This is a genomic window from Planococcus rifietoensis (assembly GCF_001465795.2).
In the GTDB taxonomy this organism is placed as follows: domain Bacteria; phylum Bacillota; class Bacilli; order Bacillales_A; family Planococcaceae; genus Planococcus; species Planococcus rifietoensis.
Genome location: NZ_CP013659.2, coordinates 1218942 through 1233746 on the forward strand (window position 1 = coordinate 1218942; position 14805 = coordinate 1233746).

General features: G+C 49.8%; 16 protein-coding genes. All 16 read left to right on the top strand.

The genetic code is table 11. The features are described 5' to 3' along the window. The first annotated feature begins 13 nt into the window (after positions 1-13). Positions 14-1135, top strand: a complete 1122-nt coding sequence (gene dnaJ, locus AUC31_RS05910) for a molecular chaperone DnaJ (protein WP_058380939.1) — start codon at positions 14-16, stop codon at positions 1133-1135. Between the two features lie 93 nt (positions 1136-1228). Continuing rightward, the gene (prmA, locus tag AUC31_RS05915) at positions 1229-2170 is read left to right on the top strand and encodes a 50S ribosomal protein L11 methyltransferase (protein WP_058380938.1); all 942 of its coding nucleotides are present in this window, start codon (positions 1229-1231) and stop codon (positions 2168-2170) included. 12 nt (positions 2171-2182) lie between these two features. Then, a complete protein-coding gene (locus AUC31_RS05920) occupies positions 2183-2920 on the top strand; it encodes a 16S rRNA (uracil(1498)-N(3))-methyltransferase (RefSeq protein ID WP_058380937.1) in 738 nt (245 codons plus the stop codon). Positions 2921-2935: 15 nt separating this feature from the next. Then, positions 2936-4270, top strand: coding sequence for a tRNA (N(6)-L-threonylcarbamoyladenosine(37)-C(2))-methylthiotransferase MtaB (mtaB, locus tag AUC31_RS05925; protein ID WP_058380936.1), 1335 nt, complete (start codon positions 2936-2938; stop codon positions 4268-4270). Positions 4271-4304: 34 nt separating this feature from the next. Then, positions 4305-4973 (top strand): deoxyribose-phosphate aldolase, encoded by a 669-nt coding sequence (gene deoC / locus AUC31_RS05930; protein WP_058380935.1) that lies wholly within the window; start codon positions 4305-4307, stop codon positions 4971-4973. Between the two features lie 95 nt (positions 4974-5068). Then, entirely contained in the window at positions 5069-5242 is a 174-nt protein-coding gene (rpsU, locus tag AUC31_RS05935) for a 30S ribosomal protein S21 (protein ID WP_006828698.1), read from the top strand. A 288-nt stretch (positions 5243-5530) separates the two neighbouring features. After that, on the top strand, positions 5531-6817 hold the full coding sequence (locus AUC31_RS05940; RefSeq protein ID WP_058383648.1) for an NfeD family protein: 1287 nt from the start codon (positions 5531-5533) through the stop codon (positions 6815-6817). Continuing rightward, positions 6818-7807: a flotillin-like protein FloA gene (gene floA, locus AUC31_RS05945; RefSeq protein ID WP_058380934.1), complete on the top strand. Its 990-nt coding sequence runs from the start codon at positions 6818-6820 to the stop codon at positions 7805-7807. Between the two features lie 33 nt (positions 7808-7840). Further along, on the top strand, positions 7841-8392 hold the full coding sequence (locus AUC31_RS05950) for a hypothetical protein (protein ID WP_058380933.1): 552 nt from the start codon (positions 7841-7843) through the stop codon (positions 8390-8392). 137 nt (positions 8393-8529) lie between these two features. Next, on the top strand, positions 8530-9489 hold the full coding sequence (locus AUC31_RS05955) for a PhoH family protein (protein WP_058380932.1): 960 nt from the start codon (positions 8530-8532) through the stop codon (positions 9487-9489). A 170-nt stretch (positions 9490-9659) separates the two neighbouring features. Next, a complete protein-coding gene (locus tag AUC31_RS05960; RefSeq protein WP_058380931.1) occupies positions 9660-11789 on the top strand; it encodes an HD family phosphohydrolase in 2130 nt (709 codons plus the stop codon). 21 nt (positions 11790-11810) lie between these two features. After that, the gene (ybeY, locus tag AUC31_RS05965) at positions 11811-12293 is read left to right on the top strand and encodes an rRNA maturation RNase YbeY (protein ID WP_058380930.1); all 483 of its coding nucleotides are present in this window, start codon (positions 11811-11813) and stop codon (positions 12291-12293) included. Continuing rightward, positions 12280-12633, top strand: coding sequence for a diacylglycerol kinase family protein (locus AUC31_RS05970; RefSeq protein WP_058383647.1), 354 nt, complete (start codon positions 12280-12282; stop codon positions 12631-12633). The genes ybeY and AUC31_RS05970 overlap by 14 nt, the downstream gene beginning before the upstream one ends. Before the next feature lie 53 nt (positions 12634-12686). Then, complete coding sequence (locus tag AUC31_RS05975) at positions 12687-13097, top strand: cytidine deaminase (protein WP_058383646.1); 411 nt, start codon at positions 12687-12689, stop codon at positions 13095-13097. Beyond that, positions 13081-13998 (top strand): GTPase Era, encoded by a 918-nt coding sequence (gene era / locus AUC31_RS05980; RefSeq protein WP_058380929.1) that lies wholly within the window; start codon positions 13081-13083, stop codon positions 13996-13998. Before AUC31_RS05975 ends, era begins: the two co-directional genes overlap by 17 nt. Positions 13999-14010: 12 nt before the next feature. Then, entirely contained in the window at positions 14011-14796 is a 786-nt protein-coding gene (recO, locus tag AUC31_RS05985; RefSeq protein WP_058380928.1) for a DNA repair protein RecO, read from the top strand. Positions 14797-14805: the final 9 nt, after the last annotated feature.

Consider the following 14805-nt stretch of genomic DNA (forward strand, 5'->3'; position numbering starts at 1 on the left):
GGGAGAGTGACCTATGAATAAGCGAGACTATTACGAAGTCCTTGGCGTTTCTAAGGATGCTTCAAAAGAGGAAATCAAGAAAGCGTATCGAAAGCTTTCCAAACAATACCACCCGGACATTAACAAAGAAGCGGATGCTTCCGAGAAGTTCCAGGAAGTCAAAGAAGCCTACGAAGTGTTGAGCGATGAGCAAAAACGCGCCCAATACGACCAATTCGGCCACCAAGATCCAAACCAAGGCTTCGGCGGCGGTGGATTTGGCGGTGCGGAAGGATTCGGCTTTGATGACATTTTCAGCACTTTCTTCGGCGGCGGTTCGCGCCGGCGCGACCCGAATGCACCAAGAAAAGGCGATGATCTTCAATATTCCATGACCATTGATTTTCTGGATGCGGTATTCGGGCAGGAAACGGAAATTGAAATCCCGAAAGATGAAACATGCGAAACATGCGACGGGTCAGGGGCGAAGCCTGGGACGAGCAAGAAAACTTGTTCGTATTGTGAAGGCACAGGCCAGCTGAATGTAGCGCAAGACACGCCATTCGGCCGTATGGTCAACCGCCGTGCTTGCCATCACTGCGAAGGCACAGGCCAGATCATCGAAGAAAAATGCACGACTTGCCGTGGTGCAGGCAAAGTGAGAAAACTGAAGAAAATCAAAGTAACGGTTCCAGCCGGTGTCGATGATGGGCAGCAATTGCGCGTATCAGGACAAGGCGGGCCAGGATTCAATGGTGGGCCAGCCGGAGACCTTTATGTACTGTTCCGCGTCAAACCCCATGCGCAATTTGAACGCGACGGGGATGACATTCATTTGGAATTGCCAATCACATACCCACAAGCAGCGCTTGGTGACGAGATCGAGGTCCCGACTGTTTCCGGAAAAGTGAAACTGAAGATTCCAGCCGGAACGCAAAATGGCGCCCGTTTCCGTTTGCGTGGAAAAGGCGTACAAAACGTCCACGGATATGGCGTGGGCGATCAGCACATCACCATCAAAGTGAAAGTGCCGACCAAGTTGAGCGAAAAACAGAAACAATTACTGCGTGAGTTTGCCGAAATTTCCGGGGATATCCCGGAAGAGCAAAGCAGTTCACTGTTCGATAAGATCAAAAGAACCATCAAAGGTGATTAATAGGCAGATAGAGCCTTGGACAAATGGAAACTCCCGTGCAATAGGGAGTTTTCTGTCTGTTACATAATTGTTCGATAAAGGAGCTGGTCGTAAGTGAAATGGTCTGAGCTGTCGATTCATACAACGAATGAAGCGATTGAATCAATTTCTAACATTCTGCACGAAGCCGGGGCGAGCGGAGTCGTCATCGAGGATTCCGAAGATCTGACGAAAGACCGCGAAGATGTATTCGGTGAAATTTACTCACTCGATCCTGAAGACTTTCCGACAGAGGGCGTCATTCTGAAAGCATATCTGCCGGTCAATAGTTTTCTCGGGGAAGCTGTCGAAGGCATCAAACTGGCCATCAACAACCTGGCGGAATTCAATATCAATGTCGGGCGCAATGTCGTCACGATCAGTGAAGTGAATGAAGAAGATTGGGCGACTTCCTGGAAGAAGTATTACCATCCGGTAAAAATTTCCAAGAGATTCACCATTGTACCGACATGGGAAACCTATCATCCAGTCTCAAGCGACGAATTGATCATCGAACTCGATCCGGGCATGGCATTTGGAACAGGAACGCATCCGACTACTGTCATGAGCCTGCAGGCACTTGAAAAGCATGTCGAGCCAGGCAATACGGTCATTGATGTCGGGACTGGTTCAGGCGTACTCGCAATCGGTGCCGCCTTGCTTGAAGCAGCTTCAGTCAGAGCGCTGGACCTCGATGAAATCGCGGTCAAAGCGGCAGGGTTGAATGTAAAATTGAACAAAGTACAAAACCGCGTCAATGTATTTCATGGCAATTTGCTCGAAGCGATCGACGACCCGGCAGACGTTGTCGTGGCGAACATACTCGCTGAGATCATCATGTCGTTTACAGACGACGCTTACCAGGCCGTCAAGCCGGGCGGTATCTATATCACGTCCGGAATCATTGCCCAGAAGAAAAACGATGTGAAACAAGCGCTTGAAGCTTCAGGCTTTGTCATTGAAGATATTATGATGATGGAAGACTGGGTAACGATCATCTCAAAAAAACCGCTATAACGGGGTGCGACCATGCAACGATATTTTATAGAGGATAAAAAGTCCGCAGATGGCTACTTGACGATTATAGGAGACGACGCTAAGCATATTGCTAAAGTGATGCGCCAATCAGTGGGTGAACAGCTGATCGCCGTCGTTTCGGGTAAACCCCATTTGGCAGAAATCACGCAAATTGCCTCAGACGTCCGCGTCAAGCTCATTCGTGAGCTCGAGGACCGAAGCGAATTGCCGAAACGAGTGACGATCGCATGTGGCCTGCCAAAAGGTGATAAGCTCGAACTCATCACCCAAAAGGCGACAGAGTTAGGGATGCATGCATTATTGCCCTATTCAGCGGAGCGATCGATCGTCAAATGGGACGGCGTAAAAAGCGAGAAGAAGATCGAGCGGTTGAAAAAAATCGCCAAGGAAGCGGCTGAACAATCGCATCGCAGCCGCATTCCTGCCATACATACGGTACACAGCTTTAAAGAGCTGGCGAATGCTGCAAAAGATTACGATGCGGTAATCGTCGCCTATGAAGAAGAGGCGAAAAAGAGTGGCGGAAGGCGGTTTGCCGAAATTCTGGAATCATTGTATGATAAAGACTCAATCTTGCTTGTTTTCGGGCCAGAAGGCGGCATTTCGGAAACAGAAGCGGCCGCACTCAAGGAAGCTGGCGCATTGTTCACCGCGCTTGGCCCGCGTATTTTGCGCACGGAGACGGCTCCGCTTTATGCATTGTCTGCAATATCCTATGAATTTGAATGAAAGAGGTGGCCACCGATGTCAACTGTCGCATTTCATACTCTTGGTTGCAAAGTGAACCATTATGAAACGGAAGCGATTTGGCAGTTATTCAAAGAACAGGGTTATGAGCGCACTGAGTTTGAACGTCTTTCCGATGTTTATGTCATCAACACATGCACAGTTACCAACACAGGGGATAAAAAGAGCCGGCAAGTGATACGCCGTGCCGTACGTTCCAATCCGGATGCAGTCATTTGCGTTACAGGCTGCTATGCACAGACTTCGCCTGCTGAAATCATGGCAATTCCCGGCGTCGATATCGTTGTCGGTACACAAGACCGGACAAAGCTCCTGGGATACATTGAACAATACCGCGCAGAGCGAAAACCGATCAATGCCGTGGGCAATATCATGAAAAACCGCATCTATGAAGAATTGGATGTTCCTGCCTTCACGGACCGTACGCGCGCGTCGTTGAAAATCCAGGAAGGCTGCAATAATTTTTGCACGTTTTGCATCATTCCGTGGGCGCGTGGATTGATGCGCTCGCGAGATCCGCAGGAAGTCATCCGCCAAGCACAGCAATTGGTCGATGCGGGGTATCAGGAAATCGTTTTGACCGGCATCCATACCGGGGGCTACGGAGAAGATTTGAAAGATTATAATTTGGCGCAGCTATTGCGCGAGTTGGAACAAGAAGTGAAAGGCTTAAAACGCCTGCGCATCTCATCAATTGAGGCGAGCCAGCTGACAGATGAAGTGATTGCGGTCTTGAAACAATCCAATATCGTCGTGCGCCATCTCCATATCCCGATCCAATCTGGTTCCGATACGGTCCTGAAACGGATGCGCAGGAAGTACACAATGGCATTCTTCGCAAATCGCCTGGAGCGTTTGCGCGATGCCTTGCCGGATCTGGCGATAACTTCTGACGTCATTGTCGGGTTCCCCGGAGAAACGGAACAAGAATTCATGGACACCTTCAATTTCATTCGCGACCACCGGTTCTCGGAGCTTCATGTATTTCCGTACTCGATGCGCACCGGCACGCCAGCCGCGCGCATGGATGGCCAGATCGATGAAGCGGTCAAAAATGAACGCGTCCACCGCCTGATCGAATTGAACGATCAGTTAGCGAAGGAATATGCCAGCCGTTATGAAGGCAAGCTTCTGGAGATCATCCCTGAAGAAGAGGCGACAGATCATCTAACAGGCGGCATGCTTGTCGGCTACACGGATAATTACTTGAAAGTCGCCATTTCCGGTGATGAATCGCTGATCGGGAAAATTGTTAAAGTGAAAATCACCAAAGCGGGATACCCAATGAGTGAAGGGAAGTTTGTCCGCGTGATGGACAGCTTGCCCGTCTGAAAGAAAACCTACTAGTAGAATGGAGAACTGAATCATGACGAATATTGCATCTTTAATCGACCATACATTATTGAAAGCGGAAGCTACAGCCCCGCAAATCGAACAGCTTTGCAAAGAAGCGGCAGAATACAAATTTGCATCCGTTTGCGTCAACCCGGCATGGGTCGCGCTTGCAGCTAAACAACTCGACCAGAGCGAAGTGAAAGTCTGCACAGTCATCGGCTTCCCGCTCGGCGCCTCGACTTCTGAAACGAAAGCGTTCGAAACAACAGATGCCATCGAAAAAGGCGCAGGCGAAATCGATATGGTCTTGAACATCGGCGCATTGAAGAGCGGCCAGGAAGATGTCGTGAAAGCGGATGTCGAAGCGGTCGTGAACGCAGCAAAAGGAAAAGCAATCGTAAAAGTCATTCTTGAAATCTGCTTGTTGACGGATGAAGAAATCAAATTGGCCAGCCGCCTGTCGAAAGAAGCGGGAGCCGATTTTGTCAAAACATCGACTGGCTTCTCCACTGGCGGCGCAACTGTCGAAGCGGTGCGCCTGATGCGCGAAACGGTCGGTCCCGATCTTGGCGTCAAAGCTTCTGGCGGCGTCCGCAGCCTTGAAGATGTAGAGAAAATGGTCGAAGCAGGAGCGACTCGCATCGGCGCAAGTTCAGGAGTCCAAATCATGCAAGGCCTCACTTCAGACAACGATTATTAAGTATTGACGAAGGTCAAATCATGCGTTATAATTTTCTAGTATATAACACTTGTTGTTATTTGCTTCAACGTGTGTTCGGAGGGAGGGAAAAAGAGATGTCAAAAACTACAGTTCGTAAAAACGAATCAATTGAAGATGCTCTTCGCCGCTTCAAACGCACTGTTTCGAAGTCCGGAACAATGCAAGAGGTAAGAAAGCGCGAGTATTATGATAAGCCGAGCGTGAAACGTAAATTGAAATCAGAAGCTGCGCGTAAACGTAAATTTTAATTGACTTTGATCTTAAATGACTTTTAAAAATAGCAACGAACAGCTAAGACCGGAAGCACAAATGTGCTTCCGGTTTTTTTATGCCTTAAAACGGTCACTAAATGATAAAGATGTAAGCGCATTCCATCGTAACTTGGAGAAAATTGCTTTATAATGAAAAAAGAAGCCGACTTTTGAAACCGCAGCTCGACTCATCCGTATACATAATTATCCTAAAGTTTTCATGAAGGAGAGGGGGAACTTGCCGTGCGGAGAAAACAAGCTTGGATCGGCTTTTTGTTCCTGGTGATGGCATTTGCTTTAGCGATTCCGGCCATTTCGGCGGATAACGGAAAAGTTTATGTCATTCCGATTGAAGCGGAAGTGGAGCGGGGATTGCAGTCGTTTCTGGAGCGGGGCATTGATGAAGCCGAAGAAGCCGGAGCGGAAGCTATTGTCTTTGAGATCGATACACCGGGCGGTTTCGTTAATGCAGCAGATGGCATTGCGCGCCTGTTGGATGAAACCGAGACTGAAACACTCGCTTTCGTCAACCAGGATGCCCTCTCGGCCGGCGCTTTTCTGGCCTTGCATAATGATGAAATCTATATGCATCCGAATGGGCGGATGGGCGCGGCGCAAGTCATCGACCAGTCGGGCAACGCGGCTGCCGATAAGGCGAACTCTGCTTGGCTTGCTTCAATGAGAAGCGCTGCGGAATCGTCAGGCCGGGATCCACAATTTGCCTTGGCGATGGCGGATGCAAGTATCGACCTTCCGGAATACCGGGCTGCTCAAGGTGATTTATTGACTCTCGGTGCCCAGGAAGCGCTCGACGTCGGTTATTCAGAAGGGACTGTTTCATCCCTGGATGAACTGCTAGAAATGAAAGACCTCTCAGGCGCTGAGGTCGTCCAAGTAGAAGAAAACTGGTCAGAGACGCTCGCACGTTTTCTGACAAGCCCGATTGTGGTGCCGATCTTATTGTCGGTGGCAGGTCTCGGATTACTGCTTGAGCTGTTCACGCCTGGAGTCGGGATTCCTGGATTCTTCGGCTTGTTTTCGTTAATGCTGTTCTTCTACGGTCATCTGGTCGCAGGGCTTGCCGGGTATGAATCGATTTTGCTGTTGGTCTTCGGGCTTGGTTTGATTCTGCTGGAATTTTTCGTTCCAGGCGGCATACTCGGAATTCTCGGGATACTGGCTGTCATCGGAAGTGTTCTATTAGCGGGTGAAGACGTCCAGTCAACAGCGGTCGCAATTTTGATTGCATTACTTGTAGCTTCAGCAGGGATGGTGATTTTAGTGAAATTTTTCGGGAAAAAGTTGAACATGTTCAAACGCATTATCCTGACCGATGCCACCGATACGGAGCATGGCTATGTTTCGGCCGTCAATCGGCCGGAACTGATCGGCCAGATCGCCCGAACGACCAATGCCCTTAGGCCTTCTGGCACCATCCGGCTCGGTGACGAATACATCGATGCAGTATCCGAAGGCCGGTTTATCGACAGCAACAAAGATGTTAAAATTATCAAGGTAGAAGGGTCTCGCATCGTTGTGCGTGAACTCGAAAAACAAGAGGAGGAAGAATAAATGGGACTTGAAGCAATCGGCTTAGGCGCCGCGATAATTGGTATTATCGTTGTACTTGCCATCTTTTTCACATTCGTACCAGTCACATTATGGATCTCGGCTTTAGCTGCCGGCGTCCGCATCAGCATCTTCACATTGATCGGTATGAGATTGCGCCGGGTTATCCCGTCGCGAATTGTCAACCCGTTGATCAAGGCTTCAAAAGCCGGTCTTTCCGTACAGATCAACCAATTGGAAAGCCATTACCTGGCTGGCGGTAACGTCGACCGAGTGGTTAACGCATTGATCGCAGCACACCGTGCCAATATCGATTTGCCGTTCGAACGCGCAGCAGCAATCGATCTTGCCGGCCGTGACGTACTTGAAGCGGTTCAAATGTCGGTTAACCCGAAAGTCATCGAAACGCCATTCATTGCCGGTGTGGCAATGGACGGGATCGAAGTGAAAGCAAAAGCGCGGATTACCGTGCGCGCCAATATCGACCGCCTCGTCGGTGGTGCGGGTGAAGAAACAATCGTCGCCCGTGTTGGTGAAGGTATCGTTTCGACACTCGGTTCAAGCACGAACCATAAGAAAGTCCTGGAAAACCCAGACCTCATCTCTCAAACCGTACTAGGCAAAGGGTTGGATTCCGGTACAGCTTTTGAAATCCTGTCGATTGATATCGCAGACGTGGATATCGGTAAAAACATCGGTGCCGAGCTTCAGACTGAGCAAGCGGATGCCGATAAGAAAATCGCACAGGCCAAAGCGGAAGAACGCCGTGCAATGGCTGTCGCTAGCGAGCAGGAAATGAAAGCGAAAGTCGTCCAGATGCGCGCGAAAGTTGTCGAAGCCGAAGCCGAAGTGCCGATGGCGATGTCGGAAGCACTCCGTTCTGGAAACATCGGCGTGATGGATTATATCAATTACAAGAATGTCCAAGCTGATACAAGCATGCGTGAATCCATTTCGAAAAGCGGAACGGAAAAACAAGAGGACGAAAACTAAAAAATTCCGCCATAACTCAAGGGAGGTTTTGGAATGGAACCCCTCATCATGATGCTGATCATTGCGGCTGTCAGTGCATTGTTCAGTAAAAATAAAAAACCTGATGGCACAGAGCAAACCGCGCAGAAGCCGAAGCGTCAACAAGGGCCCGGCGCACCTGCGCGGTCAGCGCAGCAGCGATCACAATCACCGCAGCAACCGCAAAGAGGCGGACAGCGCAGCTTTAAGCGCATTGAAGATTACGCCAAGGAAATATACGGTGAATTTCAATCCCAGATGGAGAACGATCCAAAACGGGCAGAACAGGCGCGCCAAGTGAAGGAACAAGCGGAGCGAGCCAAGTCCCGTGCAATGGAAGAAGTGGAAAAACGGACTCCAGCCCAGGTGAAGCAAGCGGCTGAACCGAAAAACCGCCCCGGAAGATTAAGCGCTCACCAAAAAGAGCCGTTGAAACGGGCGATCACAAAAGAAAAAGAGCGGGATCTATTGCCGTTGAATGAAGAAGATGTAAAAAAAGGCATCATTATGGCGGAGATTTTACAGCCGCCCAAATCAAAACGTCAAAAGCAAGGCCGGCATATTTAATGCCGGTCTTTTTCTGTTGGATAAAAAATATTCATATTAATATTATGTAAACAAAAGTCATCTGAATTGATTTACATTTATATAAAGAAAATGATAGAGTTGAAGAGAAGTAAAAACTCGATCCAAGGAGCGTCTAAATGACAGAAAACAACCTACTCGAATTGCATGTGAAAGACCCGAACGAAGCAGTCCTGCTTCTCGGCACATCCGACAGCCATCTGTCGCTGATCGAAGAGAGTTTTGATATACACATCATCACGCGCGGCGAAGTGATTCGCCTCGAAGGGTCCGAAGAAGGCAGACAGACCGGAAAATTGTTGTTGGAGCAATTATTGAAAGTTATCCGCAAAAACATCAACATCGACCAGCGCGATATCGTGTCGGCTATCGAAATGGCGAAAAACGGGACGATTGAATATTTCGCTGAACTTTACGATGAGGAAGTGGCGCGCAGTGCGACCGGGCGTTCCATCCGCGCCAAAACGATTGGACAGCGCCATTATATCCACGCCATCAAAAAAAGCGATATGGTATTCGGGATCGGCCCAGCCGGAACCGGAAAAACCTATCTGGCTGTCGTCTTGGCAGTGCAAGCCTTGAAAAACGGCCATGTGAAGAAGATTGTCTTGACGCGTCCTGCCGTCGAAGCGGGAGAAAGCCTCGGATTCTTGCCTGGCGACTTGAAGGAAAAAGTCGATCCGTATTTGCGCCCTTTATACGACGCTTTGCATGACGTCATGGGACAGGAACAGACCAACCGCCTGATTGAACGCGGAACGATCGAAGTGGCACCGCTCGCTTATATGAGAGGCCGTACGCTCGAGGAAGCGTTCATCATCTTGGATGAAGCCCAGAACACGACAAAAGCACAGATGAAAATGTTTTTGACGCGCCTTGGCTTTAACTCGAAAATGATCGTCACTGGCGACAAAACACAGATTGACTTGCCGCGTGGAGCGGAGTCCGGATTGATCGCCGCAGAGAAGAATTTGCACGGAGTCAAAGGCATCGAATTTCAGTACCTGGAAAAAGGCGATGTCGTGCGCCATCCACTCGTCTCCAAGATTATCGAAGCTTACGAGAACCAGCCTAGTTAAGGCTGGTTCTTTTATTTGAAAGTTTTTCCAATGGATTATATTCAGGTTTATTCCCGAAATGAATAAGCAAATAGCGCATCCAGATCCATGAAATTGTTATTAATTTGTAAGGGGCGATGAAAAAAGCACGAGGTATTGGTATGATGAAAGAAGAATAGTGAGGTGGTCAAATGGCGGGATGGATCAGGCGCATTTATTTGCGGTTCGGGGCTCCTGTAGTCTTGATCGGCATCAGTTTCATGACAGCGCTGCTCATGTTTGGATTTTTATACGATACGATAGCAACCGATACATATGAAGTGGAATTATTCCAATTGTCCGAGGAAACGATACGGGCGGCAAAAACTGTTGAAGACCCGGTAAGGACTGAGCTTGAGCGCGAGCGGGCAGCAGAAGAAGTGCAGCCGAGTTACCGATATATTGAAGAGATCGCCGATAATCAGGCGGCGGTCGTCGATTCGCTGTTCGGCTATGTGCTTGAAGCAAAGCGCACCGCTGAAACAGATGGGGAGGATGAACCCGATCCCCGCAGTTCCGATGAAGTGTTAAGCAGTCTCCGTGAATCGATTCGCTTGCTTGAACAAAACGAAAACGGGCTTCGCTTGACGGATGACATGCTGTTATCACTGCTCGCTTTGGAAGAGGATGTGCTTATGCGCGTCGAACGCGAAGTGCGCAACCAAGTGTTGGCAGTTCTGCAAGATCCACTCCGCGAAGCTGGACTGACGCAAGCGCGCAATTCAGCCGAACAGGAAATACGCGGGGATGACCAAGTGCCTGCTGCTGCAATTCCGGCGGCAGCGGCCATTGCAAGGGCCAATATTGTCCCGAACGAACTCATCAATGAAGAATTGACGGAACAACAAATCGAACAAGCACGTGCAAGTGTCGAGCCAACGCGTATTTTGCAGGGGCAAGTGCTTATCCAGGAAGGCCAATTGATTGACCGCGAAGTCTATCGCCAGCTGGAACTTGCGGGAATGACCGAGCAGCAATCAAATTACCGTTCGGTGCTTGCATTGGGGTTGTTTGTGCTGATTGCTGCAGGTTTACTGCTGTTGGTGCTGCAGAGTGCAAAAGTCGAAGGCGTTAAAAAAGCCATCCGGCTGACGATTGTTTTTGTCGTTTTCGCATTGTCTCTTGCTATCATGAAGCTGCTCGAGATCATCAGCGGCAATTTTGGGGTCGTCATTGACTTTATCTACCCGACAGCATTGGCTGGCATTTTGGTGCGTCTATTGATCGATGAACGCACAGCGGTCTACGTGACGATTTTGCTCAGCGCCTGTGCAGGCATGATGCTGCAAAGCGGCTATGCCGGCGTTTTTCAGATGGATTCTGCTCTATATGTGTTGTTTGGCGGCTTGACGGGGATATACTTAATACGAAACGGGCATAGAAGCATCCGCATCTTGCCGATTAGCTTGGCAGTTGGCGGCGTCCATTTGCTGTATGTGGCGTTTTATCTGCTCATGAACCAAAGCCAGTATACGGTAGAAGAACTTGCTTTTTATGTGGCAGCGGCGCTGGCAGCCGGTCTTTTGTCCGGAACGCTTGCGACCGGTTTATTGCCGTTGTTTGAAGCGGCATTTGGCATTCTGTCGACGATGAAGCTGCTCGAACTGTCGAATCCGAACCATCCGTTGCTGAAGAAGATTTTAACCGAAACGCCAGGAACGTACCATCACAGCGTCATGGTGGCGAATCTTTCGGACGCGGCGTGCGAGGCAATCGGGGCGAACGGCTTGCTTGCACGAGTTGGCTGTTATTATCACGATATCGGCAAGACCATCACCCCCCAGTATTTTATTGAAAATCAATCCCATGGCAATCCGCATGATCAACTCAGTCCGGAACAAAGCCGCGACATCATCCTCGCACACGGCAAGGACGGGGCGGCAATTTTGCGCAAGCAGAAAATGCCGAAAGAATTGATCGATATCGCAGAGCAGCATCATGGCACGACGTTATTGAAATTCTTCTATTATAAAGCGAAAGAGCAAAACGACGAGCTCCCTGAAGAACAATACCGCTACACGGGGCCGAAACCACAGAGCCGGGAAATTGCCATCATTATGGTCGCAGATAGCTTAGAAGCGGCGGTGCGGTCGATGGAATCTCCGAGTACGGAAAAAATCCGCAAGATGGTCGATTCCATCACGGAAGATAAATTGAAAGATGGACAGTTTGACGAATGTGATATAACGTTAAAAGAACTAAAACGGGTCAAGAGCGTCATGTGCGAAACCTTGAACGGGATCTTCCATTCGAGGATCGCCTATCCCGATGATAAAAAATAATGCATTGGAGGAGGGAAAGCGATGCTGACAATCGATTTCATAGACGAAACGGAACAATTGGACGATAAGGCGCTGGCCTTTGTGAGCAAGGTATTGGAGCATGCGGCACAGCATGAAGAAACAGGGGAAGCGGAAGTATCGGTTACATTCACGGACGATGAATCGATCCGTGCGATCAACCGGGATTACCGGGAAAAAGACCAGGCAACGGATGTCATCTCCTTTTCGATGGAAGAGCAAGGAGAAGACGAAGTGGCCATCGTTGGTGAAACCGGCCCGCGCTTACTCGGCGATATCATTATCTCGGTAGAGCGCACGGAACTTCAGGCAGAGGAGTACGGGCATAGCTTCGAACGCGAACTTGGCTTTTTGGCAGTGCACGGATTTCTGCATCTGCTCGGCTACGACCATATGAATGAACAGGATGAAAAGAAAATGTTTGGCAGACAGGAAGAAATTTTAGCTTCACTTGGTGTTACGCGTGATGCGCATGAAGCTGAGTAGGTTTCTCTCCTCATTCCGTTTTGCTGCGCAAGGGATTGGCACCTCTATAAAACGGGAACAGAATATGAAAGTGCATGCAGTTTCTGCCGTGATCGTCCTGGTCGCCGCAATCTGGACTGGCCTCGACCGCACGGAGTGGATGCTGGTGATTGTATTGATCGGCGGCATGCTGGCGCTTGAACTGGTCAATTCCGCATTGGAGCGGACCGTCGACCTCGTTACGAGAGAGCGGCATCCGTTGGCGAAGCAAGCGAAAGACATGGCGGCAGGAGCCGTTTTGGTATTTGCTGTGACAAGTGCTATAATCGGTTTGCTGATCTTTTTGCCTAAATGGTTTTAAACATCGTCCGGCAGCTTGATGCTGCTGTGATCATAGAAAAGTGAGTGATGAAAATGGACAAACAACAATTAATGGAGCAAGCTATCTCGGCGCGCGGCAATGCCTACGTGCCGTATTCGAAATTCCCGGTAGGGGCGGCGCTATTATCCAAGGACGGCACAGTCTATACCGGATGCAATATCGAAAACGCCGGCTATTCTTTGACCAATTGCGCAGAACGCACTGCGGTATTCAAGGCAGTATCGGAAGGCGTCAAGCAGTTCGAGGCGTTGGCAGTGGCTGCCGATACAAAAGGACCGGTCGCGCCATGCGGGGCATGCCGGCAAGTGCTGGTGGAATTTTGTGCGCCGGATATGCCGGTTTATTTAACGAATCTAGAAGGAGCGGTGTCGGAGACGACCATCGCAGAATTGCTTCCGGGCGCCTTCACAACGGGGGATTTAGACTATGCATCAAGGAAATAACGGATATAAATCAGGATTCATTTCCATCATCGGCCGCCCGAATGTCGGAAAATCGACGTTCTTGAACCGTGTGGTCGGGCAGAAAATAGCCATCATGAGCGATAAGCCGCAGACGACGCGCAATAAAGTACAAGGGGTCGTCACCAACGAAAACAGCCAAATGGTCTTTATCGACACGCCGGGGATCAACGAGCCAAAGCATAAGCTTGGGGATTTCATGCTGAAAGTCGCAAAAAACACCTTCCGTGAAGTGGACGTGCTGCTATTTGTCGTCAGTGCAGCGGACCGCATAGGCAAACAGGACCGTTACGTACTCGACATGTTGAAAGGAATCGATGTGCCGGTATTTTTGGTGCTCAATAAAATCGACCAAGTGCATCCGGACAACCTGCCGAAAATCGTAGAATCCTACCGCAACGAATTTGATTTCGCTGAAGCGATTCCGATCTCCGCCTTGCAGGGCAATAATGTCGAGAACCTGCTAGCGAAAATCGAAGAGCGCTTGCCGGAAGGGCCGCAGTACTATCCATCCGACCAAGTGACCGACCACCCGGAGCGTTTCATCATTTCGGAATTGATCCGCGAAAAAGCCTTGCATTTGACGCGCGAGGAAATTCCGCATTCAATCGCCGTTGTCATCGATAAAATTGCCAAAGATGAAGAAAACGAAAACATGATCCGCGTCCAGGCGACGATCATGGTCGAACGCGATTCCCAAAAAGGTATCGTCATCGGCAAAAAAGGCGTGCTTTTGAAAGAAATTGGCACGCGTGCGCGCAAGGATATCGAAAACTTGCTCGGCACGAAAGTATATTTGGAGCTTTGGGTCAAAGTCCAGAAAGATTGGCGCAATAAAGCAATGCATCTCCGTGATTTCGGTTTCAGAGACGACGAATACTAAGGAGCCTGGCTCATGCAGAACCAACTCGAAGGCATTGTCATCCGAACGCGTCCCTACGGGGAAACAAATAAAATTGTCACCTTGTTCACAAAAGAAGCAGGAAAGATCACTTGCATGGCGCGCGGCGCGAAAAAGCCCGCAAGCCGCCTGGCGGCTATCACCCAGCCGTTCACACATGGCGTTTTTTCGATCTATAAAGGCCGCGGCATGGGTACTTTGCAGGCAGGCGACCAATTGGAGTCGTTGCGCCATATCCGCGAGGACATCATGGCTACCGCTTATGCGAGTTATGTCACAGAACTGATCGACCGCCTCACAGAGCAGGACGAGCCGCAGCCGGCCATTTACGATATGCTGTATCAAGCGCTCCACGCGATTGCGGACGGCTATGACCCGGAAGCGATCACATTATTTGTCGAGTGGAAAATGCTGCGCGTGGCGGGGCTGACCCCGACCTTGCACGAATGCGCCAATTGCGGGGCGACGGAAGGGGAATTTGCCTTCTCGTTCCAGGAACTCGGCTTTTTGTGCCATCGCTGCTTCCATCTCGACCGCTACATCATCCGCTTAAGCCCAGCACTCGTGAAATTGATCCGCACGTTTTATTTCGTGCCGATTGAACGGGTCGGGGCATTGACCTTGAAGAAAGAGTCGAAAACCTTGCTCAAGCAAATCGTCCGGACCATCTACGAGGAACAGGCGGGTATCCGGCTGAAGTCGCGTTCGTTTCTCGAGCAGCTCGAACGGACGCCGGAATTTTTCCCGGAACCAAAAAAAGACATCCCTGAAGGCGATTAGCCTCGGAAT